Here is a 23,327-nt window from a genome sequence, read left to right on the forward strand (position 1 = left end):
GCCTAGCTCTGCAAATCCCGGATATCGGTCAGATATCCGGTAATTGCCGCAGCAGTTGCCATTTCCGGACTGACAAGGTGGGTGCGTCCCCCACGTCCCTGGCGGCCTTCGAAATTGCGGTTCGAGGTCGATGCACAGCGCTCGCCTTCGGACAGCTTGTCGGCATTCATGGCAAGACACATCGAGCATCCGGGTTCACGCCATTCAAAACCGGCGGCGGTAAAGACCTCGTTGAGTCCCTCGGCCTCGGCCTGTTCCTTGACAAGGCCCGAACCGGGAACAACCATCGCGCGAATACCGTCCGCCACCTTGCGGCCGGCAGCCACCGAAGCGGCAGCGCGAAGATCCTCGATCCGGCTGTTGGTGCAGGACCCGATAAAGACGGTGTCGATTTTCACATCGGTAAGCTTCTGACCGGGCGCCAGACCCATATAGTCGATCGCCCGCTGCAGTTTCGCGCGTTTGATCTCGTCCTTTTCCTTGTCCGGATCCGGCACCGCCCCGGTGATCGGCAGCGCGTCTTCCGGCGACGTACCCCAGGTCACGGTCGGCGCAATATCTGCAGCCGGCAGAACAATTTCGGTGTCATAGCTGGCACCGTCATCGGATGGAAGCGAACGCCAATAGGCCACTGCCTTGTCCCACATCTCGCCCTTTGGGGCCATCGGCTTGTCAGCAAGATATGCGAATGTCTTTTCGTCAGGCGCGATCATGCCGGCCCTGGCACCACCCTCGATGGCCATGTTGCAGACCGTCATCCGGCCTTCCATCGACAGCCCGCGAATGGCCGAGCCGGCGAATTCGATAACATGACCGGTGCCACCGGCAGTGCCGATCTTGCCGATGATTGCCAGAATGATGTCCTTGGCGGTGACACCGGGCGCCAGATCACCGTCAACGGTAATCCGCATGTTCTTTGCCGGCTTCTGGATCAGCGTCTGTGTCGCCAGCACATGTTCAACTTCCGAGGTGCCAATGCCAAAGGCAAGCGCGCCGAAGGCACCATGCGTTGCGGTGTGCGAATCACCGCAGACGATGGTCATGCCGGGCTGGGTGAACCCCTGCTCTGGACCGATCACATGGACAATGCCCTGGCGCACGTCATTCATCGCGAAATAGGGCACACCAAACTCGGCGGCATTGGTCTCCAGCGCCTCGACCTGAATGCGGGATTCCTCGTCCTCGATACCGACCGACCGGTCGGTTGTTGGAACATTGTGGTCGGCGACAGCCAGTGTGCGGTTCGGGGCCCGGACCTTGCGCCCGGCATTGCGCAGGCCCTCAAAGGCCTGCGGGCTTGTCACCTCATGGACAAGGTGCCGGTCGATATAGATCAGGCAGGTGCCATCATCCTGGCGATGCACGACATGGGCATCCCAGATTTTGTCAAACAGGGTCTTTGGCGCCGACATATGTTCCTCCGTGGGGCTGCCGGCAAGGTCGTCTTCCTGGCCGGACGGAACCGTCAGGAGGAGGACGCCTCGCGGGTTGTTGTTTTTTCGGCAATACGGGCGGCCTTGCCGGTCCGGCCACGAAGATAATACAGCTTCGCGCGACGAACACGGCCACGGCGGACAACCGTCACACCAGCCACCTGGGGTCCGTAAAGCGGGAAGACGCGCTCGACGCCTTCGCCATAGGACAGCTTGCGAACGGTGAAGGATGAATTCACACCGTCATTCTTGCGGGCGATGCACACGCCTTCGAATGCCTGGATACGTTCACGTGAACCCTCGACGACCTTGACGTCGACACGAACCGTGTCGCCAGCGCCGAATTCCGGGATGGTGCGCTGTGCCAGCGCTTTTTCCATCTGCTTCTTGCCAATGCGGTCAACGATATTCATCGCCCTATTCCTTCACTTCGTTTTTCCGTGCCTGCGCCTGCAGGTACTTTTCCCATAGATCCGGGCGGCGCGCCTGCGTCTCCCGTCTGGCCTCCGCAGCTCGCCAGTCGGCGATTCTGCCATGGTGGCCGGACGCCAGAATGTCTGGCGCCTCAATTCCGTTCCAGTTCCGAGGGTGCGTGTAGAGCGACGGCTCCAGCAGCCCGGTCTCGAAACTTTCCTGTTGGTGGCTTGCCTCCTTGCCGATCACCCCGGGCAGGAGCCTTACCACCGCATCCATCACTGTCAGCGCCGCGACTTCGCCCCCCGAAAGGATGAAGTCACCGATGCTGACCTCCAGCATCCCGGCGGCGTCAATGACCCTCTGGTCAACGCCTTCATACCTTCCGCACAGGAACACCGCGCCATCGGCAGCGGCCAGCTCACGCACAAGCGGTTGGTCCAGGACCCGTCCTCGCGGTGTCAGATAGATCCGCGGGCCAGGCGCGTCGGCGACATGGTCAAGTGCCGCCGCCACAACATCCGGCTTTAGCACCATCCCGACGCCACCACCAAGTGGCACATCGTCGACAGTCCGGTGCTTATCGCGCGCAAACTGCCGAATGTCCAGCGTTTTCAGCGCCCAGATACCGTCCTTCAGCGATTTCCCGGCCAGCGACTCGCCAAGTGGTCCGGGGAACATCTCCGGAAACAGCGTCAGCACGGTCGCCTGCCAGGCCTGCTCAGCCATCTGAATCACCCCGATGCGGTTTGCCACGGTCCCTGACATCATCGCCGTCCGGTCCCCTGTTATCGGCCAGCTCCAGCAATCCCTCCGGCGGGGACACCACGACGCGTCCTGCCACAAGATCGATTTCCGGCACAAATAGCGGGTCGAACGGCAGCATCAGCGACGGCCCGCTCGGCGGCTTTACCTCGGCAATCTCACCAGCTCCGAAATCATGGAGCGCAACAAGCCGCCCCAGATGATCACCGGCGACCGTTTCAACAGAAACGCCGATCAGGTCGGCATGGTAGATCTCGTCACCATCCGTGTCAGGAAGCGCCCCGCGATCCACCTCCAAAGTCGTGCCACGAAGCGCCGCAGCGCTGTCCCGATCGTTGATTTCGGCCGCCTTGACGATCACCATGCCGGCAGCTGTCATCCCCATGACGGACAATGTCAGCTGCCGATCACCGGCCCAGACCGGACCATATGTGGCGATGTCACGCGGCGCGGCGGTAAAGGGCTTGACCTTGAACTGGCCCTTTACGCCATGCGCGCCGGCAACCGCGCCGATCGCCAGACGGCCAGTACTCATGACTCCTCTGCAGGGGCCTCTTCAGCTGGCGCGTCTTCGGCAACAGCCTCTTCAGCTGGGGCTTCTTCAGCAGCAGCTTCTTCAGCTGGGGCCTCTTCGGCCGGGGCTTCGTCAGCAGCAGCCTCTTCAACAGGAGCCTCTTCGGCTGGGGCCTCGGCAGCTTCTGCAGCCTCGGATTCAGCGGCAGCAGCGGCTTCTGCTTCGGCGGCGGCGGCAGCGGCCTCGGCGGCTTCTGCTTCACGTTCGGCGCGCTTCTTGCCAGGCGCGGATTTCTTTGGCTGGTCACGAATCACCGGTGCCGCTGCGAGGCCAGCCGCAGCCAGCATCTTGTGTACGCGTTCGGTTGGTTGCGCACCCTGGCCAAGCCAATGTGCAATCCGCTCGGCATCCAGCGTCACGCGATCATTATGATCCTTGGGAACCATCGGGTTGTAGGTACCGACGCGCTCGACATAACGACCGTCACGCGGTGCCGAAGCCTCGGCAACGACAATCCGGTAGAAAGGGCGTTTTTTCGCGCCGCCACGGGCGAGCCTGATTTTCAAAGCCATGATAGTTGGTCCTTTCGCAAAAGATTTATGGCTGTTCACACTTGGTGTTCACATCGAGATTGGTATTCGTATCACTACTTTTTCTTGTCGGACGGCTTGCCGCCAAGGCCGGGCAGTCCCCCGCCAAGCCCGGGCAAGCCACCCTTCAATCCGCCAGCAAGGCCGCCCGGTATTCCACCTGACATTCCACCAGGCATTCCGCCAGGCATTCCACCGCCGGGGATTCCGCCGCCACCAAGCAGCGCCTTCATGGCAGCGGCACCGGTCTTGCCGCCAAGCTTCTTCATCATCCGCGCCATGTCCTGATATTGCTTGACCAGCCGGTTCACCTCCTGGACAGAGGTGCCAGACCCGGCAGCAATACGCTTGCGGCGCGACGCGTTGAGAAGCCCGACCGAAACACGTTCCTTTTTGGTCATCGACAGAATGATGGCTTCCTGCCGGCGGATCATCGAATCATCGATGCCCGCGGCGGCAATCTGTTTCTGCATCTTGCCCAGGCCGGGAAGCATGCCCATGATTCCGCCAAGCCCGCCCATTTTCTGCAACTGGCGAAGCTGGGTCAGAAAATCGTTCATGTCGAACTGGCCCTTGGCCATCCTTTTGGCAAGCCGCTCGGCCTCTTCGACCTCTATATTCTCGGCAGCCTTTTCGACGAGCGCGACGACATCGCCCATATCGAGGATGCGGCCAGCCATCCGCGCCGGATCAAACTCTTCAAGAGCGTCCTGCTTTTCACCAACACCAACAAGCTTGATCGGGCAGCCGGTGATCTCGCGCATCGACAGCGCCGCACCGCCACGTGCATCACCATCAAGACGGGTCAGCACAATACCGGTGATATCAACCGCGTCATTAAAAGCCGTTGCGGTTGTCACCGCGTCCTGGCCTGTCATCGCATCGGCAACAAGCAGCACTTCATGCGGGCTGGTCAGCGCCTTGACCTCGCGGAGTTCCGCCATCAGCCCTTCGTCAATCGTCACCCGGCCCGCCGTGTCGAGGATCAGCACGTCGAATCCCTGAAGCTTGGCCGCCTGCAGGGCGCGTTTGGCAATCTGGGCCGGCGATTCCCGATCGGCCTCGGGAAGAACACCAACCGCCGCCTGTTCACCGAGAATACGCAGCTGTTCACGCGCCGCAGGGCGTGTGACATCAAGCGAGGCAAGCATGACTTTCTTGCGCTCGCGGGTGCGAAGGCGCAGCGCCAGCTTGCCGGCGGTGGTGGTCTTGCCCGAACCCTGAAGGCCGGCCATCAGAATCACGGCAGGCGGGTTCACGGCAATATTCAGGGGCGCCGGTTCACTGCCCAGCACATCGACCAGCGCATCATTGACGATCTTGATGACCTGTTGATCAGGCCGCACCGCTTTCAGAACATCACTGCCAACAGCCCGTTCCCGAACGGTTGCGATGAAGCTTTTGACAACAGGAAGTGCAACGTCGGCATCAAGCAGCGCGAGCCGTACCTCGCGCAGGGCGGCGTCAACATCCGATTCGCGGAGCGCGCCGCGCTTGCCAAGGGCGCTGAAAACGTCCTGCAGCTTGTCCTTCAGACTGTCAAACATGGCACATGCCCTGCTGTGATTGATCCCGTGCCGGCCAGGGGACGGCGATATTCCCAAACGTTACAGCACGCCGCAAACACCGATGGCACCCGTGCTCGAAAACTTCAAGGACGGATGGAACCCGCAAGGGTCTGGCAGCCGGTGATGGCGTGATGTGGGTGTGTGTTGCGCTTTTTCGCAAGACTTGTCAAGAATTGGCAGATGTTTTTCACGCTTTCGAAAATTCTCGCGATCCTGGTCGAGCCGCTGGCCTACCCCTATCTGCTTCTGGCGGTCGCGGTCGTCATGCGCTGGCGACGCCGGCGCCGAATGATGAAGATCTGTATTGCCGGTGCGCTGCTGCTGCCACTGCTCTATGGCGTGCTGTTTCTGTCGAGAGCGCCCCTGCAATATCTGGAGAGCCGATATGACATTCCGGCACTGTCCGGCCCACCGGTCGATGGCGTGATTGTTCTTGGCGGGCATACGGTCTTTGGCGACATTTCCGAGAGCCGCAATCAACCGCAGCAGAACAGAGCGGCTGACAGGCTGACGAAGGGGCTGATGCTGCATCGCACAAACCCCGGCAGCACATTATTGTTCAGTGGCTTTGACGGCAGGCTGACACCCGCCGGCTGGAGCGAGGCTGAAACAATCCGCCGCCTTGTCGCCGAGCTTGGCGTTGCCGATGACGGCATCATCTATGAATCAACCAGCCGCAACACCTATGAAAACGCGGTCAACAGTCTTGCCGTGGCGGTGCCGCAGCCCGGAAGCCGATGGGTGCTTGTCACCTCGGCGGCGCATATGCCGCGCGCAAAGGGTGCCTTTGCCGCGGCCGGGTGGGACAGCATCATTGCCTATCCGGTGGATTTCCAGACCGGCACCGGCTCGTCCGATATTTTCGACCTTGAGGCGGGGACAGATGCCGTCAGAACATGGCTTCATGAATTTGTGGGAATCGCGGCCTACTGGGCCACCGGACGCAGCGCGATCCTGATTCCCTGAGTCTGACAGACCCACAGTCACATCCTAGCGCTCAGGCGTCAGGCGCAACACCGGCAAGCGCGTTGGCGAAATCACGGGCCTCAAAGGGCTGCAGATCATCCGCACCTTCGCCAACCCCGACAGCATGAACGGGAAGCTGGAATTTCTCGGCCAGCGCTATCACCACCCCGCCCTTGGCAGAGCCGTCAAGCTTGGTCACGATCAGCCCGCTGACATCGGCGATATCCTGAAAGGCGCTGACCTGGGACAGCGCGTTCTGGCCAACCGTGCCATCAAGCACAATCACCGAATCATGGGGGGCTGTATCGTCCAGCTTGCGGATCACACGCACAATCTTTGCCAGCTCATCCATCAATTCAGACCGGTTTTGCAACCTGCCGGCCGTGTCGATGATCAGCACATCCGTACCCTGCGAGCGGGCCCGTTCAAGCGCCTGATAGGCCAGCGCGGCAGCATCACCGCCCTGCGCACCCGCAATCACCTCGGTTCCGGTGCGATCACCCCAGATCTGCAGCTGTTCGATGGCGGCGGCACGAAATGTGTCCCCCGCCGCCAGCATCACCGATTTGCCTTCCTGACGCCACTGGCTGGCAAGCTTGCCGGCCGTGGTTGTCTTGCCCGACCCGTTGACACCGACAAGAAGCACCACATGCGGCTTGTTGGCTGGATCGGGATGCAGCGGCGCTGCCACAGGTTCCAGGATCTCGGTGATCCCATCGGCAAGCGCCCCGGCAAGGGCCTGTGCCGTCACCTCGCCATCGAATTTATGGCGTCGCACGCGTTCGGCAAGACGTGCCGCCGCCGCGGTGCCGAGATCGGCACTGATCAGCGCATCCTCGACCTCTTCGATCGAGGCGGCGTCAATCGAGGATCGACCAAGAAGCGAGGACAGCGATGAGGTAACTCTGGCGCTTGTCTTGCTCAGCCCGGAAGTCAGTTTCTTCAACCAGCTCATATTACCGCCTTACCACCGTGAGATGCTGACCATCACGCGCCAGAACCGTCACGTCAACAAGCGATCCGGGCGATTCCATCTCCCCCTCAAGCCGCATCTTCGCAAAATTCCGGCCATGCCCCGCATTGCCCGATTCAACAAGAATCTGATCATGGCTTCCAACCGCATTGTCGAGAGACGCCTCAAGGCGTGCCATGCCATGCGCGCGAATCTCGTCAGCCCTGGTTCTGATCACCCTGCCATCCAGCTGCGGCATGCGCGCTGCCGGCGTGCCGGCCCGCGGCGAGAAGGGGAAGACATGAAGATAGGTCAGGCCCGCCCGGTCAATCAGGCGACGCGTGGCCTCGTGGGCGGCATCGGTTTCAGTTGGAAATCCGGCAATGAGATCAGCCCCGAACACAACATCCGGACGGCGGCGGCGCGCCTCGTCACAGAACCGCACCACATCACGCGCCAGATGGCGCCGCTTCATACGCTTGAGGATTGTGTCATCACCATGCTGGGCCGACAGATGAAGATGCGGCATCAGCCGCGATTCGGTGGCCAGAACATTCATCAGCTGTGAATCGGGTTCGGCGGGGTCCAGCGAGGACAGCCGCAGCCGCTGCAGACCCGGCAGCGCACGCAAAAGCTCTGTCACCAGATCGCCAAGGCGCGGGCGGCCAGGCAGGTCGCTTCCCCATGAGGTAATATCGACCCCGGTCAGCACAATCTCGGCGCTGCCGCCATCAACAAGCTGACCAGCCGATTCGACAATCTGCCCAAGCCCTGCCGAGCGGTTGTTGCCCCGGCCATAGGGAATGATGCAGAAGGTACAGCGATGGTCGCATCCCTGCTGGATCTGCAGAAAACCACGCGTATGCGCGCTGAACGCATCCAGCATATGCGTTGCTGTTTCGCGGACCTGCATGACATCACTGACGATGACGGCCTCGCCACCAGCCGCCAGAGACTGCCAGACCGGCGGTGCCAGCTTGTCATGATTGCCGACAACATGATCGACCTCGGGCATCGCGTCCCATGTATCAGGCGCAATCTGGGCGGCACAACCGGTGACAATGATTCGGGCCTCGGGATCTTCACGTCTGGCCCGGCGGATCGCCTGCCGCGCCTGGCGCTCGGCCTCAGCTGTCACCGCACATGTGTTGAAGATGATGGCATCGTTCAGACCGGCTGTCGCCGCCTGGTCACGCACAACTTCTGATTCCCAGATATTCAGCCGGCAGCCGAAGGTTTCGACCCTTGGCGCGTTACGCTGCGCCATGGCGCTGCTCCAGAAGGGCGTCCAGTTCAGGCGACAAGGTGCCCTGACAGACATAGGATACAGGCCCGGTCATCGTCACATGATGGCTGACATCGTCCCAGTCGATCTGGACGGTGCCTCCATCCATCTGGATGTGATTGCGCCGTGGCCCAAGCCCGCGCCGGACAATTGCCGCCCCGACAGCACAGGCACCGCTTCCACAAGCCATCGTAATGCCGACACCGCGTTCCCAGACACGCATTCTGAACGCCGCCTCGTCAATCTGGCTGACAACCGAGAGATTGACCCGCTGTGGAAACAGCGCCGCATGTTCGACAAGTGGCCCCAGACGCGCAAGATCCATCGCTTCGGCATCATCGACAAAGACGACGGCATGTGGATTGCCGAGGGAATGGCAGACCGCATCGCCAAGACCGTCAACCCCCAGCGGCACCTGAAGCGTATCCGCCTCATGCGCCAATGGCACATCGCGCCAGCCGGTCGCCACCGGACCCATATCAACAGCTATCTCGCCATCGCCCGCATGCCAGGCACGAAGATGACCACCGTCTGTTTCAATGCTGAGATCGTCACGGCCGGACTGACCCATTACATAGTCGGCGACACAGCGGGTGCCATTACCGCAAGCGCCGGACAGAGATCCATCCTGATTCAGGATATCCATCCTGATATCGGCATTGTCCGAGTTGCGGATGACCAGGATCTGGTCGCAGCCAATGCCAAGGCGACGATCGGCAAGGCGCCGCGCCGCAACGGCACCGACCTGTGCCGGGCCGGCATCGCGCCAGTCGAAAATGATGAAATCATTTCCAAGGCCATGCATTTTCAGAAACGCTGTCATGGCTTGCCTATACGCCAAATCATGGCGAATGAAAAGCGGGGCGGGGCTAGAGTTCGATCACCGTCGGCACATGGTCCGACGGCTTTTCCGCGCCCCTGAGATCCCGCTCGATCGACACCGAACGAACACTGTCTGCCAGATCATGACTTGTCCAGACATGATCCAGCCGCCGTCCACGATCACTCGCCGCCCAGTCACGGGCGCGGTAGGACCACCAGGAATAGAGAATGTCATCAGGTCCGAAATGCGCGCGCACAACATCATGCCACCCCCCGTCCGCGATCAGTCGCAGCAGACCCTCGCGTTCGACCGGTGTATGGCTGACAACATTGCGGAGCTGCTTTGTAGACCAGACATCTTCGGCAAGGGGCGCGATATTCAGATCGCCGACAAGAATGGCGTTCTGCGGCCTGTTGGCGGCAAAATACCCGGTCATTTCGGCAATGAAATCGAGCTTGTGCCCGAATTTCGGGTTCTCGTCACGATCCGGAACATCACCCCCGGCGGGAACATAGAAATTATGGACCAGCGGCCCACCTTCAATGCGCGCCGAAATATGACGACAGTCGCCGCGCCCGACCCAGTCCATATGGTCCGGGTCCGACAGCTTCAGGCGCGAAATGATCGCCACGCCATTATAGCTTTTCTCGCCGCGATAGACATGATGCGGCCAGCCGGCTTCGGCCAGCGCCGCCACCGGGAAATGTACATCCTCGGTCTTGGTTTCCTGCAGGCACAGCACGTCGATATTGTGGCGCCGGATAAAATCCAGAACCAGATCTATCCGCAGTCTGACAGAGTTGATGTTCCAGGTTGCTAGGCGCATGGCGACTTTTCCTGCGTCAATTTTGGATGGGGTAGTCGGATTTTGCGAAGAACTTGTTCTCGTAGCGATGACCAAAGCGCATGTTCTGAAGCGTCACCGTGGTTGCCACATCGGCAGCGTCGCGGATTGTCCAGCGACGAAGTTCGAAGGGTATGTTGGTGAATTCAAGCGTCAGCTCGCCGGCCGCCTCGCCGACATCGCGCGTCAGCGTGATCCGCGTGATACCGTCTTCAACCACATGTGTGGTGGTGAATTCCGGCGATTGCAGAACGACATCCTCGCGCAGGATCAGCGATAGCGGGGTCTCGCTGATCGGATAGCTTGTCACGGTCCTGTCATTCGGTCTGTCGACATGCAGCCAAACCGGCGTTGTCAGCAGGATCAACGGTTCTTCAAGATCGTAGATCACCTTCATCCGATGGGGTCGACGAAGATGCAGCTCGCCTGTCGCGCTGGTGCCATCGGATGCCACCTGAATGAAATCGGCGCGCATCGTGGTGATATTGTCGAACCAGGCTTCGGCACGGCTGACAGGGTCGGTTGCCGCCGCCAGACCACCGGTTGTCAGGATGCCCAATGTCAGAATGCTGGGCACCAGGATGATGGCAAGCAGCCCAACCAGCCGGAAAATCCCGCCTCTTTTGCCCATAACAGCCATCTGCTATGAGTCCCCTTCTGTGATCAGCACCTCTCGTTTGCCAACATGGTTGGCGGCGCTGATGATACCATTGCTTTCCATTTCCTCGATAATGGTCGCGGCACGATTATAGCCGATTTTGAGATGCCTCTGCACAAAGCTGGTCGAGGCTTTCTGTTCGCGAACGACAAGCTGTACCGCCTGGTCATACAGGCTGCTATCATCCCCAAGAAGGTCGCCCGTGCCGCCTGCCAGCGCGTCGGTGTCTTCCTCTTCGGCAACAACCTTGTCGTTATAATCCGGTTCACCCTGCTTGCGCAGGAAATTGGCCACGGCCTCGACCTCCTTGTCGGAAACGAATGGCCCATGCACACGCATGACACGCCCGCCACCTTCCATGAACAGCATGTCACCACGACCAAGAAGCTGTTCTGCGCCCTGTTCACCAAGAATGGTCCGGCTGTCGATCCGCGAGGTAACCTGAAAACTGATACGGGTCGGGAAATTGGCCTTGATGGTGCCGGTGATGACATCAACCGACGGGCGCTGCGTTGCCATGATGACATGAATGCCCGCGGCCCGCGCCATCTGCGCCAGACGCTGAACCGCGGCTTCGATTTCCTTGCCGGCGACAAGCATCAGATCGGCCACTTCATCGATCACCACAACGATAAAGGGAAGCGGCGCCAGATCGAGTATTTCCTCTTCAAAGACAGGCTTGCCTGTCTCGGTGTCGAATCCGGTCTGCACACGCCGCGTCAGCACCTCGCCATCTGCCCGGGCCGTGGCAACGCGCTGGTTATAGCCGGCAATATTGCGAACACCGAGCTTGGCCATGTTGCGATACCGGCTTTCCATTTCCCGCACCGCCCACTTCAGCGCTGTCACCGCCTTTGACGGTTCGGTGACAACCGGACTCAGAAGATGCGGGATACCGTCATAGACCGACAGTTCAAGCATCTTTGGATCAACCAGAATCATCCGGCAGGTTTCCGGCGTATGGCGGTACAGCAGGGACAGGATCATCGCATTGATACCAACCGATTTGCCCGATCCCGTGGTTCCCGCCACCAGCAGATGCGGCATCTTCGCAAGATCAACAATCACCGGCGCGCCGGCGATATCCTTGCCAAGCGCCATCGGCAGATCACCGCCATCATCATGCCATGCGGCATGGTCGAAAATTTCCCGAAGCACCACCATCTGGCGGTCGACATTCGGCAGTTCGATACCAATCACATTCTGGCCCGGCACCACCGCAACGCGGACCGAAACCGCACTCATCGAGCGGGCGATATCATCGGCAAGCGAGATCACACGCTGCGATTTGGTTCCCGGGGCCGGCACCAGATCATGGCGTGTCACAACCGGACCATAACGGGATTCGGTAATTTCGCCCTTTACGCTGAAATCGCCGAGAACATGTTCCAGCTGCGCCGCTGTTTCCTCAAGTTCCCGTTTCGAGGGGCCGGAGGCAGCCTTGCCGGGCGCAGACAGAAGTTTGCCCGGTGGCAGACGGAAATGTCCGTCGGTATCAAGATCCAGACGCCCCTGGCCACCATCGCGGCTGGCGGCGGCACTGTCCGATGCGACGCCGGCAATCAGGGTCGGTTCTTTACGTTTGCGGGATGCCTTGCGTGGCGTCGTCTTCTTTTTTGACGGGGCGTCGGCGTCGGGTTCGGTCAGGGTAAGCGGCGGCGCGTCAGCATCATCCGCGTTGCCCTGGTCCCGGCGCATGGCGAGGCGGCGCATCACCATGCCGGCAAGACCGCGGACAGGCGCCACGATAAGGCTAAACTGTCGTGGCGACAAGGTGGCGCACCAGGCCCAGATCACCAATCCGACAATCACATAGCCGGCCCCGAGATAATGGGCGTTTGTCAGTCCGAGGAACGGTTGCAACGGTGGCAGATGCGGCAGTGTCAGACCTGTCAGGATGACGCCCGCGGCACCGCCGGACGCACTGCCATCAGCGCCGGACAGGCCGTAAAACCCCGCCGCCAGAAGCACCAGCGCGATCGGCGCCAGGCACAGCCGGACGATCGTGTGGCGTATCGGTTTCTTGCGGATCAGCCGGTAGCCCCAGCCAAGTGGCAGCAGGGTCAGAAAAAAACTGGCCGTTCCGAGGCTGATGTGCAGTCCGCCGGCGATGGTCGCGCCGAGCGGGCCAAACCAGTTTTCAATATCGCCGGTTGAAAAGGCGCTGAAGGACGGATCATACCGGCCTGGCGAAAACAGCATTGCTGTCAGGCCCACGCCAATTGCCATCAGGCAGATGCCGCCAAGCTCCATCGCCCGCCGCCGGAAAAAGGCGATCAGAGCCGGGGACAGGATCCTGCTTTTGGCCTCAGCGTCGATCATCACCTCCATCTATGCCGCACCACGGCTGTCCACATCATAGAGTGCCGCCACCCTGGCAAGACTTTCCTCGGTGCGGTCATGGTCATGGACCAGCGCCATCCGCACATAGCCAGCACCGGGATTGATCCCCTCGCTGACCTCGGCCATGAACGACCCCGGCATCGCGCGAACCGCCTGTTCCTGCATCAACCGCCTGACAAATTGTCGGTCATCGGCCACAGGAAGCCACAGAAAGAACCCTCCGGGCGGGGGCGTCACGCCTAGATGACGTGTCGCAAGGGCAAAGCTGTGGTCATAATGTGCCCGAATTGCGGCGACATGTTCGTCATCTTCATACAGATCGGCCGCTGCCAGAAGCAATGGTGTCGGCACCAGCGATCCGGTATTGGCGATGACTTTCAGATACAGCGCCATAACGTCGGCATCGCCGATCATGAAGCCGGCACGAAGCCCGGCGGCGCTGGAACGTTTTGACAGCGAATTCAGCACCACCAGATTGCGGAGCGGGTCGAGCGACGCATCACCGCCGTCTTCGGCATGAAGCGCCGCCGCCGCCTCGAGCGCGCCGGCAGGCGGCGCACCGCGCCAGATGTCGCAATAGCATTCATCCATCACCAGCAGGAAATCATGCTTGCGGGCCAGGCTGATGGCGGATTTGATCTGCGCCAAAGACATCACGCCGCCTTGCGGGTTTGTCGGGCTGCAAAGATAGACGATGCTGGTGCGGGCCAGCACGTCGTCCGGTTGGGCGGCAAGATCGGGAACAAATCCGGTTTCGGCCAGCGCATTCAGATAGCGAATGTCACCATCCGCGGCCAGCGCGCCAGCCCGCCAGGCGTGATAATAGGGGTTGGCGACAAGCGCCACCGCATTCGCCTTTGCACCCCTGACAAGCCCGCCGATCAGGCCAAGGGGTTCGCGCGTTCCCGGCACCGGCAGCATCTGCTTTTCAAGGTCGATGAGGCCGGCGGCGGCAGGCCAGCGACGACCGATATAGGAGTCCACCGCCTGGGTAAAGCGCGGATGCCCCTTTGCCTTTGGATAGAATTGCCAGCCATCATTATGAGACGTCATGCTGCGGGTCAGCAGGTCGCCGGCGGCGATCTGCGGCTCGCCAATCGACATATCGAGAACAGCCCGCCCCGCAGGTGCCACAAGATCGGCAAGAAGGGCACGCATCTGCACAAACATATTGCCGTCAAACAAGCTGTAATCCGGATTTAACTTCATCGTCTGTTCCGCACCCTGTCTTTACGCCGGCCACTGTCCCCGCTGGTCCGGAACCCGCCGGACCCCGGCCTTTCAGGCCGTCTGGAAACCTGACCTTGTCACTGTCCTAACGCATGATGTGCGGGCGGGCAATCTCTGAACCTGAAATTGGCAGATCGGCCAGCCGGACAGCTGTCGCAACACCCCCATGAGACCGCTTTACACATGGACAGCGCCCCCTCATTCAGCCTAGATGAAGTTATGATGCCATCACCACAGAAAAATGCCGGTATGAAGCGGCCTGTCCTTCGTGGCGCGGTGTTCCTCGACCGCGACCAGACGCTGAATGTCGACCATGGCTATACCCATCTGGTGGAGGATTTTGCCTGGATGCCCGGCGCAGCTGCCGCACTGGCCCTGTTCCATCGGCACGGAATCGCCTGTTTCATCGTGACGAATCAGGGGGGAATCGGGCGGGAATTCTTCACCGCCGCGCAGATGCAGGCCTTCAACGACCATCTTGTGGCGCAGACAGCCCTTGCCGGCGGCCATATCATGGATATCGCCCATTGCCCGCATCATCCCGATGCACCGACATCCGCCATGCGAACGCCCTGCAGCTGTCGCAAACCGGCACCGGGGATGCTGCTGAAGCTGGCTGCCAAATGGAATGTTGATCTGGCAGGTTCGGTGATGATCGGCGATCGCGACAGCGACGTCGAGGCCGGCAGGGCCGCCGGATGCCATGCCTATCTTTTCGACGGTACAGACCTGGCCGCTCTGGCCCGGCAGGTCATCGACCGACATTTCGCCGACAGTCAGGCCGACAGTCAGAGAGACAACAATGCATGACGTGGCGGTTGTCGGGGGCGGCCTGACAGGGGTGATGATGGCAACGGCGCTGTCCTATGCCGGTGTCGATGTCGCGCTTGTCGACAGGGATGGCGGCCAGGCATCCGATGTTGATGAACGGACGACAACGATCAACGCCGCCGGGGCGCGGATGCTGACGGCGCTTGGTGTCTGGGACCGCTTGCCGGTGCCGCCGACCCCCATCCACCGCATTGCCGTCGCCGAGGGCGCGCCGCCGACAGGACTGGCGGCACGACGACGTGCACAGACCGACCTGTCATGGCACACCGCCGAGGCGCCGATGGCGTTTGTGGTTGGCAACATGGCGCTTCAGGCGGCGCTGCGCGACAGCATAGCTTCACGTCCGGTAACGCATACCTCCGGGGCGGCGGTGTCGGACTGGCAGATCCATCCCGATGGCGCACAGATGACCCTGACAAATGCCGACGGCACATCATCATCGCTTCGGGCGGCGCTGGTTGTGGCCTGTGACGGTGCAAGAAGCCGGCTTGCGGAAGAGGCCGGGCTGCGCTGTCGCGAGACGCGCCAGACACAGACAGCCATCGTGACCCTTCTCGAGGCCGAGCGCCATCATGACAATACGGCCTTTCAGCGGTTTTTACAGACAGGTCCGTTCGCCCTGATGCCCTTTGACGGCAACAGGCTGTCACTTGTCTGGACACTGCCAAACGCCGAAGCAGAGCGGCTGCTGGCAGGTGATGACATTGCCTTTGAAGCTGCCTGCCTTGAGGCGTTTGGCCCGGGCCTTGGCTATCTTCGCCTTGTCGCACCGCGGCTTGCCTGGCCACTTCGGCCATCCTGGCGACGCCGGATCACGGCACCGGGTCTGGTCCTGGCCGGCGATGCGGCGCATGCCATCCATCCGCTTGCCGGACAGGGATATAATCTGGCGCTTGCGGACGCGGCTGTGCTGGCGGATTTGCTGGTTGCCAATAGCCGGCGGGGGCTGCCGGCATCGCATATGTCCCTGCGCCACGCATATGAAACGGCCCGCTGGCGCGAGCGGGCGGCGATGACGACGGCAACATCAGGCCTGAACAGGCTGTTTTCCGGGGGCCCGAAAGGTCTGGCTCGTCTTGCCGGACTTGGCTTTGCGGTACTTGATCGCCTGCCGGTCAAATCGGTCTTTTCGGATATTGCGGCCGGTGGCCAGCTTGCCGAGGCGGCGCTTCTGGATGGGCGGCTTCCCGGCTGATACCGGGTTTGGTGCGGCGAGACATCCCGGTCTCAGCGACCCGCCGCCACCCGCGCATGATAGTCGGCCATCAGGCTATCCTGACGCTTGCCGTAATCCTGAAGAATATCCCAGCTGAAGATACCGGTGTCATGACCATCATCAAATGTCAGCCTGACAGCATAATTTCCCACAGGTTCGATACCGGTGATGCGGACATCCTGCTTGCCAAGCGGCGTTGTTTTCTGACCGACACCATGGCCCTGCACTTCGGCCGACGGTGATTCAACACGCAGCAATTCGGCGCTCAACGCCACAATCTCCCCGCTCTCGAACGTGACGTGAAGTGTTGTCTTGTCGGCGCTGAGCCTGATTTCAGATGGCCAGACAGCGTCACTCATCGGCTGTGCCCGCGGAATCTTCATCAAGTGAGCGCGATTCCTCAACAAGCATGATCGGCACCCCATCGCGGACAGGAAAGGCGCGACCAAGCTGGTGACTGACAAGCTCGTTGCGCACCTTGTCATATTTCAGCGGCCCATGCGTTATCGGGCACACCAGAACCTCAAGCAGCGCCGGATCAAGGCGCAGCTGTGTGCTGTCTTCAGTGTCGTGCATCATTCTGGTCCTCGTCACCATGCAGCGCCATTTCCATCATCGCAATCAGCAGATCAGCCCGGCTTCGCACGCCCTCTGCCTCGAGAAGCGCCTGTTTCTCGGCAACATCGAACGGGCATACCATGGCGAGCGTATTCAGGATCGCGCTGTCGTCCGACCGTTCGATCTGGTCCCAGTCAGCCTCGAACCCCTGTGTGTCGAAATAGCGGCGCATAACGGCAAACATATGGTCACGGTCGGCAATGCCGCCTTCGCCATTTTCGAGATCAGAAACGAACTCATCCCAGGACACGGAAGCACGGCGATAGCCGCGCTCGGTGAGATGATGATCGACAAGGCGGAACCTGCAGACACCATTCAGGGCGATCATAAACCTGCCATCGCCGGTTTCCTGGAAATAGCTGATCCTGCCGGCGCATCCGATGCCGAACAGGTTGCCGGCATCACCAACCGGTTGCACCATGCCGATCAGCCGCCCCGGCGATCCCAGCGCGTCCTCGATCATGGCAAGATAGCGTGGCTCGAAAATGTTCAGTGGCAACTGGCCTTCCGGCAGAAGCAGCGCGTTCGGAAGCGGAAAAATAGGGATGTCCGATGGCAGGTCCCGGTCGGTGTGACGATCAAAGGTCATTGTTCCATTCCTGTCTGTATGGATCCCTGCGGCGCTTCATGAAAACAGCAGGGTCGACAATTTGCGCCGTGCCGCAATGACATCGGTATTCGCCGCGCCAAGCGAGGTGAAGAACTCCAGAAGCTGCAGCCGCGCCGCATCGTCGTTCCAGCCACGCTCAATGCGGATGGATTCCAGAAGCTGATCCATGGCTTCGGCGGTCTGGCCAACCGCAAACAGCGCCAGCGCATAGTCCTGACGCGCCGCCAGATTGGTGGCGTCCGCCTCGACAGCGGCCCTGGCTGCGTCAAGATCGCCGGCCGACGAAGCGGCCTTTTCAGCCAGATCGACCGCAGCAATCGCGGTCTTCATGGCCGGATCATTCAGATAGTCGTCATTCAGCTGGTCGATGATTTCGCGGGCACCGGCAATGTCACCGGATGCTGTCAGACAGCGCACGACACCGGCAAGTGCCGGCACCGATTCCGGCGTCACGCTCATCACCTGCTGGAACTGCATCATCGCTGTTTCGTGGTCGCCTTCGGCAAGCGCCGCCTCGGCAGCTTCGAGCATCGCGGCGGCATCGGCACCGGCACCGCCCATGCCGGCAAGCTTTTCAACGAACTGCCTGACCGTTGATTCCGGCTGCGCGCCGGCAAAACCATCCACCGGCTTGCCATCGACAAAGCCATAGACGGTCGGCACCGACTGTACCCTCATCTGCTGGGCGATCTGGGCATTGTCATCGATATTCACCCGCACCATCCGGACTTTGCCACCGCTGGCACCAACGACCTTTTCCAGGACCGGGCCAAGCTGTTTGCAGGGCCCGCACCACGGGGCCCAGAACTGGACCAGCGTCGGCGTGGTGGCGGAGGCATCAATCACCTCGGCCATGAAATTGTCCATCGTGACGTCAACAGGGGCTGACGGCCCACCTGCAATCATTTGCTCCATGGCACTCTTGCTCTTTGTTATGGCGTTTATATCGACACCCTCAATCTAGGCATCACCCCGACCAAAACAAGATGCGACATGGATGTCATGGCGCCGCGCCCGGCGGGATCACCGCTAAAGCGAGATCAACTGCGGGTCATGGCCGGTGATCTGAAGGAAGCGCCGCAGACCGTCCGGCGTTACACCCAGTGTGAGATCATTCACCAGCGGATGGAAGAACAGCATTTCAGCCTCCATCAGGCTGGCATCAATCGCCAGTTTCACCCGATGGTCAGGATCGTTGATCAGGGTAAAGGGACTGACCGCCCCGGGCCGCACGCCCAGAAATTCGAACAGCCTGTCGGCGCTGCCAAACGACAGGCGATCGGCCCCGATCAGCTCTGGAAGCGCCTTCAGGTCGATATCGCGATCCTCCTGCGCGACAATCAGATGGTTCTTCTTCTTTTTGTCACGCAGATAGAGATTCTTCACATGCGCGCCATCCATCTGGCCGCGATAGGCCTTTGAATCCTCGACCGTTCGCAGCGGCGGATGTTCATGGATCGAATAGGTGATCCCGGCCTCGTCAAGCGTTGCCATCAGCGACTCAGGTGTTGTCGGCAGGCTGTCCTTGAAGGCAGAAGAGGCATCCATAATGGTGGTCCTTGTCGTTTGGGTACAGATGGTCGCGGTTTAACTGTCACGCTCTGACAGTTAGAGCGCCTCCGGATTTTGTCAAGAAAGCACCCTTTCGCCATGCCACCCTTTCGCCATGCCAGACGATGACGCGGGCGGTGTGTAACAAAATGCAACGATTGACCGGCAGGATGCGACACTTCTAAACCTTTGTCGAATTTGACCTATAAGCAGGTAGATATGACACGCATCGGAGTCATTGGATGTGGCATGTGGGGCCGGAACCTGGCCCGCAATCTGGCACAGCTTGGCGTTCTCGGTGCTGTCGCCGATCTGGTCCCGTCGCATGCCGAGAGATTTGCCGCCGAATTCGATGTGCCGGCGGTCGATGTTGCCGCGCTCATTGGCGGAGGCGAGCTTGACGGCATTGTCATATCGACAGCCGCGCCAACGCACCGCGACCTTGCCTGCGCGGCGCTTGCCGCCGGGCTTCATGTCTTTGTGGAAAAGCCGCTGGCGCTTGATCTTGACGATGCCAAGGCGATTGCCGATGCCGCGCGCGCTGCCGGCAGGCAGGTGATGGTCGGTCACCTGATCCGCTATCATGATGCCTTTATCGCGCTTCAGGACCAGCTTGCCGCGGGTCTGATCGGGTCGATCCGGCATGTCAGCGCCAACAGGCTGGCGATGGGTCGGATCCGGGCCACCGAATCGGTCATCTACGATCTGTGCCCGCATGACCTGTCACTGATTCTGGCGTTGATGGGCGAGCCCCCCAGGCAGGTCAGCAGTCATGGTGCCAGCCACGTCACGGCGGGACTGCCCGACATGGTGTCGACCTTTCTTGGCTTTTCCGGGCAGCGCAGCGCGTCGATGACAACAGGCTGGATGTGCCCGTACAAGGAACATCGCCTGACCGTAACCGGCGAGACGGGATCACTGGTCTTTGACGACACCCTGCCCTGGGCCGAAAAACTGACTTTCTACCGCGATGACATCACGCCGGACGGGGCGAATTTTGCCATTGCCAGATCCGCCCCGGTGCATCTGCCGGTGCCGGAATCGGAGCCTTTGAAGCAGGAGATGCGTGCCTTTATCAGTTGCTGTGAAACCGGCACGGCACCGCCAACCGACATTGTGGACGGGCTTGCCGTCCAGCATGTTCTGCAGGCAATTGAAGCCAATTTCATCGAATGCGCCACCGCGCCCGATATGCCGGATGCCGGATCAGCCACAACCGTATCAGCCAGACCCAGATCAGCCAGAAGGGGCTAGACCATGATTCCCTTTATCGACCTTGCCAGCCAGCAGGCACGGATTCGCGACAAGATCGACCACAATCTGGCTACGGTGCTTGATCATGGTGCCTATATCATGGGGCCCGAGGTTCTGGCCATCGAAGCGCGGCTTGCAAAGGCTGCCGGCGCAAAACACTGTATCAGCTGTTCATCGGGTACCGACGCGCTGATCCTGGCGCTGCTGGCGCAGGGGCTGCGTCCTGGCCAGGGCGTGATCGTACCGTCATTCACCTTTGCCGCCAGCGCCGAGGTGATGCCTGTCCTCGGGGCCATCCCCGTCTTTTCCGAGGTCGATCCGACGACCTTCAATCTCGACCCGGCCTGTCTTGGCGAGGCTGTCGAGACGGCACAGCAAGCCGGCATCGACATTGTCGGGATCATCGGTGTCGGTCTGTTTGGCCAGCCGGCCGACTATGCCGCCATCGGGGCGTTTGCTGCCGAAAATGGGTTATGGGTGATTGATGATGCGGCGCAAAGTTTCGGTGCCAGCTGGAACAATGTTCCGGTTGGCCAGCTTGGCGATCTGACCTGCACCAGCTTTTTCCCGGCCAAGCCGCTTGGCTGCTATGGCGATGGTGGCGCGGTCTTTACCGATGATGACGACAAGGCCGAACTCATGCGGTCATGCCGGATTCATGGCATGGGAAAGACCCGGTACGAGAATATCCGGATCGGGATGACCGCGCGGCTGGATACGATGCAGGCGGCCATTCTGGATGCCAAGCTGGACATTTTCGAGGATGAGCTGACACGCCGGCAACAGGTTGCCGACCGCTACGCGGCGCTGCTCGGCGATCTTGTCGAGATTCCGGTTCTTGCGGCAGCGGCGACATCAAGCTGGGCGCAATATACCGTCAAGCTTCCCGAAGGCGCGGATCGTGACCAGATCGCCGCGGTGATGCAGGCACATGACGTGCCGACAGCCATCTATTACCCGGTGCCAATGCACCAGCAGCCCCCCTACAGGCATTTTCCGGTCGCCGGCGGTGATCTGCCGGTCACATCCGATCTGTGCGCGCGGGTTCTGGCACTGCCCATGCATCCGTATCTGGACGCTCCTGTCCAGGCACAGATCGCGGACGCGCTGGCAATGGCAATCACGCAGGAAGGGGTGGCCAAGATTGAAGCATGACCCTATCGGGGTCCATGTCACGCTTGCTGTTATCGCCACCATGAATGTGGGCGCGGCCCGCCGACATGCCTCGCCGATTGTCTCTTGCACGGGCGTCGATCATCGACTATATCCTTGACCAGCGCCACGCGAGGTGACTGTGTCTGTTGCGAACCCGGCCTTTTCGTCTTCAAGGGTTTCGGCATGTTCATCTCCCGGTCTGCGGTCGACGCCGGGGATTTCCAACCCCCGAAAATCGACGTTTTTGTCAGGCTTGGAGATAAATCATGTCAATAAAAACAGATGCTTAAGCACCTTGGTGCGACGCGGGTGTAGCTCAGGGGTAGAGCACAACCTTGCCAAGGTTGGGGTCGAGGGTTCGAATCCCTTCACCCGCTCCATTCTTTTGAATGGAACGTGAACTTTCCACACTCTTTTCAATGGTTTGCAAGCAGATCACGCGCTTGCGCACCGAAAAGAGTAGGTCACATGGTAGGTCACAATCCGCAATTCACATACCGCAAGGGGAAAATGACATCGATCATTAGCCCTCTTGAATCTTCAGCAAACCGCCCATGAAAGAAACAAAAAGACATCCTGTTTTCTGGAGTTTTCGGCGTTGCCCCTATGCAATGCGGGCACGGCTTGCTGTCTGCAGTGCCGGCATTCAGGTGGAATTGCGGGAAATCCTGCTTCGTGACAAGCCGGGCGCCTTCCTCAAGGTATCACCAAAAGGCACTGTTCCCGTTGTCGAACTGGCTGATGGCACTGTGCTTGAGGAAAGCCGTGATGTGATGCAGTGGGCGTTGGCCCGGAATGATCCGGATGGCTGGCTGGATGTGCAGCATCGTGACCCGGACGGCACGGCGGCGTTTCTTGACGCTTTGGACGGCCCCTTCAAAACGCATCTCGATCGCTACAAATATGCCAGCCGCTTTGATCCGGAGGCGGCGTTGACGCATCGGGAGGCAGGTGTGGCCATGCTGGCTGAATTTGACGCCAAGCTTGCCGCCCAGCCAGGCCTCTCAGGCACAAAAAATGGTCTTCTCGATTTTGCCTCTCTGCCGTTTGTCCGGCAGTTTCGAATTGCCGACCCGGTCTGGTTTGATGCCCAGCCATGGCCACATCTACATCGCTGGTTGCAGGCCTTTCTGGCAAGCGGTCAATTCGCGGCGGTCATGAAAAAATACGCTGTCTGGCAGGAGGGAGGTGAAGGGGTCACCTTTCCCGAAGTCATAGAGAATAAGACTGGTGATGCTTCTGAAACTGGTCCCGGCGTGCAGTGACACTGTCTGCCCGTAGGCATCCCTTTCGCAGCAATGAAGGAGAGTATCGGGAAACAGTGAAACAATATCTCCCGATAGCCTTTTATGTATCAAGCGTAAGTTCTCTGCGCCAAATATAAAGGCCGGCCCCAATGGTCAGTGCGCTGCCGAATAACATCATCGCGTTCACTTGTTCGTCTAGAATAATTATGCCGGCTGCCAGCGAGTATAAAAGCCGGGTATATCGAAACGGGCTGACCACAGACATGTCCCCAAGCCTGACCGCCTGGGTCATGAATATCACGCCGAAAGAGCCAAGTGCCACCATCGCAAGAAATAGAACGGTCATATTCGCGTCAGGAATACTTGCACCTCCTGTGAAAAGAAGCAGAACAAGGCCGCTGGAGGCGAACAGGACGCAAGAATAAAATGACAGAAGCAGGGTTGAGAAGCTGTCGGACAC

At 60.2% G+C, this 23,327-nt stretch carries 25 protein-coding genes and 1 tRNA gene; 7 read left to right on the plus strand and 19 right to left on the minus strand.

Going from position 1 to position 23,327, the window contains the following annotated elements:
- Positions 1 to 2: 2 nt before the first annotated feature.
- The 6 genes from leuC to ffh form a co-directional block, all read right to left on the minus strand.
- The gene (gene leuC / locus AB3X55_07100) at positions 3 to 1,412 is read right to left on the minus strand and encodes a 3-isopropylmalate dehydratase large subunit (protein ID MEX0503347.1); all 1,410 of its coding nucleotides are present in this window, start codon (positions 1,410 to 1,412) and stop codon (positions 3 to 5) included.
- Positions 1,413 to 1,465: 53 nt separating this feature from the next.
- Positions 1,466 to 1,846 (minus strand): 50S ribosomal protein L19, encoded by a 381-nt coding sequence (gene rplS / locus AB3X55_07105; protein MEX0503348.1) that lies wholly within the window; start codon positions 1,844 to 1,846, stop codon positions 1,466 to 1,468.
- A 4-nt stretch (positions 1,847 to 1,850) separates the two neighbouring features.
- Positions 1,851 to 2,576: a tRNA (guanosine(37)-N1)-methyltransferase TrmD gene (gene trmD, locus AB3X55_07110; GenBank protein MEX0503349.1), complete on the minus strand. Its 726-nt coding sequence runs from the start codon at positions 2,574 to 2,576 to the stop codon at positions 1,851 to 1,853.
- On the minus strand, positions 2,569 to 3,147 hold the full coding sequence (rimM, locus tag AB3X55_07115) for a ribosome maturation factor RimM (protein ID MEX0503350.1): 579 nt from the start codon (positions 3,145 to 3,147) through the stop codon (positions 2,569 to 2,571). The genes trmD and rimM overlap by 8 nt, the downstream gene beginning before the upstream one ends.
- Entirely contained in the window at positions 3,144 to 3,698 is a 555-nt protein-coding gene (gene rpsP, locus AB3X55_07120) for a 30S ribosomal protein S16 (GenBank protein MEX0503351.1), read from the minus strand. Before rpsP ends, rimM begins: the two co-directional genes overlap by 4 nt.
- 74 nt (positions 3,699 to 3,772) lie before the next feature.
- Positions 3,773 to 5,263 (minus strand): signal recognition particle protein, encoded by a 1,491-nt coding sequence (ffh, locus tag AB3X55_07125; GenBank protein ID MEX0503352.1) that lies wholly within the window; start codon positions 5,261 to 5,263, stop codon positions 3,773 to 3,775.
- 201 nt (positions 5,264 to 5,464) lie between these two features.
- On the opposite strand from ffh, the gene AB3X55_07130 reads away from it, so the two are divergent.
- Positions 5,465 to 6,250 (plus strand): YdcF family protein, encoded by a 786-nt coding sequence (locus AB3X55_07130; GenBank protein MEX0503353.1) that lies wholly within the window; start codon positions 5,465 to 5,467, stop codon positions 6,248 to 6,250.
- A 31-nt stretch (positions 6,251 to 6,281) separates the two neighbouring features.
- On the opposite strand, the gene ftsY is transcribed toward AB3X55_07130, so the two are convergent.
- Genes ftsY through AB3X55_07165 form a run of 7 tightly spaced genes read right to left on the minus strand, consistent with a single transcriptional unit; the run spans position 6,282 to position 14,364 of the window.
- A complete protein-coding gene (ftsY, locus tag AB3X55_07135; GenBank protein ID MEX0503354.1) occupies positions 6,282 to 7,205 on the minus strand; it encodes a signal recognition particle-docking protein FtsY in 924 nt (307 codons plus the stop codon).
- A 1-nt stretch (position 7,206) separates the two neighbouring features.
- On the minus strand, positions 7,207 to 8,469 hold the full coding sequence (mtaB, locus tag AB3X55_07140) for a tRNA (N(6)-L-threonylcarbamoyladenosine(37)-C(2))-methylthiotransferase MtaB (GenBank protein ID MEX0503355.1): 1,263 nt from the start codon (positions 8,467 to 8,469) through the stop codon (positions 7,207 to 7,209).
- The gene (dapF, locus tag AB3X55_07145) at positions 8,456 to 9,310 is read right to left on the minus strand and encodes a diaminopimelate epimerase (GenBank protein MEX0503356.1); all 855 of its coding nucleotides are present in this window, start codon (positions 9,308 to 9,310) and stop codon (positions 8,456 to 8,458) included. Before dapF ends, mtaB begins: the two co-directional genes overlap by 14 nt.
- Positions 9,311 to 9,356: 46 nt before the next feature.
- A complete protein-coding gene (gene xth, locus AB3X55_07150; GenBank protein MEX0503357.1) occupies positions 9,357 to 10,136 on the minus strand; it encodes an exodeoxyribonuclease III in 780 nt (259 codons plus the stop codon).
- 16 nt (positions 10,137 to 10,152) lie between these two features.
- Positions 10,153 to 10,794, minus strand: coding sequence for an outer membrane lipoprotein carrier protein LolA (locus AB3X55_07155; protein MEX0503358.1), 642 nt, complete (start codon positions 10,792 to 10,794; stop codon positions 10,153 to 10,155).
- 3 nt (positions 10,795 to 10,797) lie between these two features.
- Positions 10,798 to 13,134, minus strand: coding sequence for a DNA translocase FtsK (locus tag AB3X55_07160; GenBank protein ID MEX0503359.1), 2,337 nt, complete (start codon positions 13,132 to 13,134; stop codon positions 10,798 to 10,800).
- A 9-nt stretch (positions 13,135 to 13,143) separates the two neighbouring features.
- Positions 13,144 to 14,364 carry an aminotransferase class I/II-fold pyridoxal phosphate-dependent enzyme gene (locus AB3X55_07165; protein MEX0503360.1) on the minus strand — a complete coding sequence of 407 codons (1,221 nt, stop codon included), beginning with the start codon at positions 14,362 to 14,364 and terminating at the stop codon, positions 13,144 to 13,146.
- A 240-nt stretch (positions 14,365 to 14,604) separates the two neighbouring features.
- Between AB3X55_07165 and AB3X55_07170 the strand changes: the two genes are divergently transcribed.
- Both AB3X55_07170 and AB3X55_07175 read left to right on the plus strand, forming a co-directional pair.
- The gene (locus AB3X55_07170) at positions 14,605 to 15,195 is read left to right on the plus strand and encodes a D-glycero-alpha-D-manno-heptose-1,7-bisphosphate 7-phosphatase (GenBank protein MEX0503361.1); all 591 of its coding nucleotides are present in this window, start codon (positions 14,605 to 14,607) and stop codon (positions 15,193 to 15,195) included.
- On the plus strand, positions 15,188 to 16,411 hold the full coding sequence (locus AB3X55_07175) for an FAD-dependent monooxygenase (GenBank protein ID MEX0503362.1): 1,224 nt from the start codon (positions 15,188 to 15,190) through the stop codon (positions 16,409 to 16,411). The genes AB3X55_07170 and AB3X55_07175 overlap by 8 nt, the downstream gene beginning before the upstream one ends.
- A gap of 32 nt (positions 16,412 to 16,443) precedes the next feature.
- On the opposite strand, the gene AB3X55_07180 is transcribed toward AB3X55_07175, so the two are convergent.
- The 5 genes from AB3X55_07180 to AB3X55_07200 form a co-directional block, all read right to left on the minus strand.
- The gene (locus tag AB3X55_07180) at positions 16,444 to 16,791 is read right to left on the minus strand and encodes a gamma-butyrobetaine hydroxylase-like domain-containing protein (protein ID MEX0503363.1); all 348 of its coding nucleotides are present in this window, start codon (positions 16,789 to 16,791) and stop codon (positions 16,444 to 16,446) included.
- Positions 16,784 to 17,008 carry a Trm112 family protein gene (locus AB3X55_07185; GenBank protein MEX0503364.1) on the minus strand — a complete coding sequence of 75 codons (225 nt, stop codon included), beginning with the start codon at positions 17,006 to 17,008 and terminating at the stop codon, positions 16,784 to 16,786. Before AB3X55_07185 ends, AB3X55_07180 begins: the two co-directional genes overlap by 8 nt.
- Positions 16,995 to 17,639: an LON peptidase substrate-binding domain-containing protein gene (locus tag AB3X55_07190; protein ID MEX0503365.1), complete on the minus strand. Its 645-nt coding sequence runs from the start codon at positions 17,637 to 17,639 to the stop codon at positions 16,995 to 16,997. The genes AB3X55_07185 and AB3X55_07190 overlap by 14 nt, the downstream gene beginning before the upstream one ends.
- Positions 17,640 to 17,675: 36 nt before the next feature.
- Positions 17,676 to 18,575, minus strand: a complete 900-nt coding sequence (locus tag AB3X55_07195; protein MEX0503366.1) for a tetratricopeptide repeat protein — start codon at positions 18,573 to 18,575, stop codon at positions 17,676 to 17,678.
- 114 nt (positions 18,576 to 18,689) lie between these two features.
- A complete protein-coding gene (locus AB3X55_07200; protein MEX0503367.1) occupies positions 18,690 to 19,208 on the minus strand; it encodes a prolyl-tRNA synthetase associated domain-containing protein in 519 nt (172 codons plus the stop codon).
- Positions 19,209 to 19,430: 222 nt separating this feature from the next.
- On the opposite strand from AB3X55_07200, the gene AB3X55_07205 reads away from it, so the two are divergent.
- From AB3X55_07205 to AB3X55_07220, 4 genes are all read left to right on the plus strand, one after another.
- Complete coding sequence (locus tag AB3X55_07205; GenBank protein MEX0503368.1) at positions 19,431 to 20,465, plus strand: Gfo/Idh/MocA family protein; 1,035 nt, start codon at positions 19,431 to 19,433, stop codon at positions 20,463 to 20,465.
- A gap of 3 nt (positions 20,466 to 20,468) precedes the next feature.
- Positions 20,469 to 21,620 carry a DegT/DnrJ/EryC1/StrS family aminotransferase gene (locus AB3X55_07210; GenBank protein MEX0503369.1) on the plus strand — a complete coding sequence of 384 codons (1,152 nt, stop codon included), beginning with the start codon at positions 20,469 to 20,471 and terminating at the stop codon, positions 21,618 to 21,620.
- Positions 21,621 to 21,925: 305 nt separating this feature from the next.
- Positions 21,926 to 22,000 (plus strand) — tRNA-Gly (locus AB3X55_07215).
- Between the two features lie 174 nt (positions 22,001 to 22,174).
- Complete coding sequence (locus tag AB3X55_07220; protein MEX0503370.1) at positions 22,175 to 22,885, plus strand: glutathione S-transferase; 711 nt, start codon at positions 22,175 to 22,177, stop codon at positions 22,883 to 22,885.
- An 82-nt stretch (positions 22,886 to 22,967) separates the two neighbouring features.
- On the opposite strand, the gene AB3X55_07225 is transcribed toward AB3X55_07220, so the two are convergent.
- A partial coding sequence (locus AB3X55_07225; GenBank protein MEX0503371.1) for an EamA family transporter occupies positions 22,968 to 23,327 on the minus strand: 360 nt, incomplete at its 5' end.

The sequence above is a fragment of the Alphaproteobacteria bacterium LSUCC0719 genome (assembly GCA_040839025.1).
Lineage (GTDB): Bacteria > Pseudomonadota > Alphaproteobacteria > Puniceispirillales > Puniceispirillaceae > UBA8309.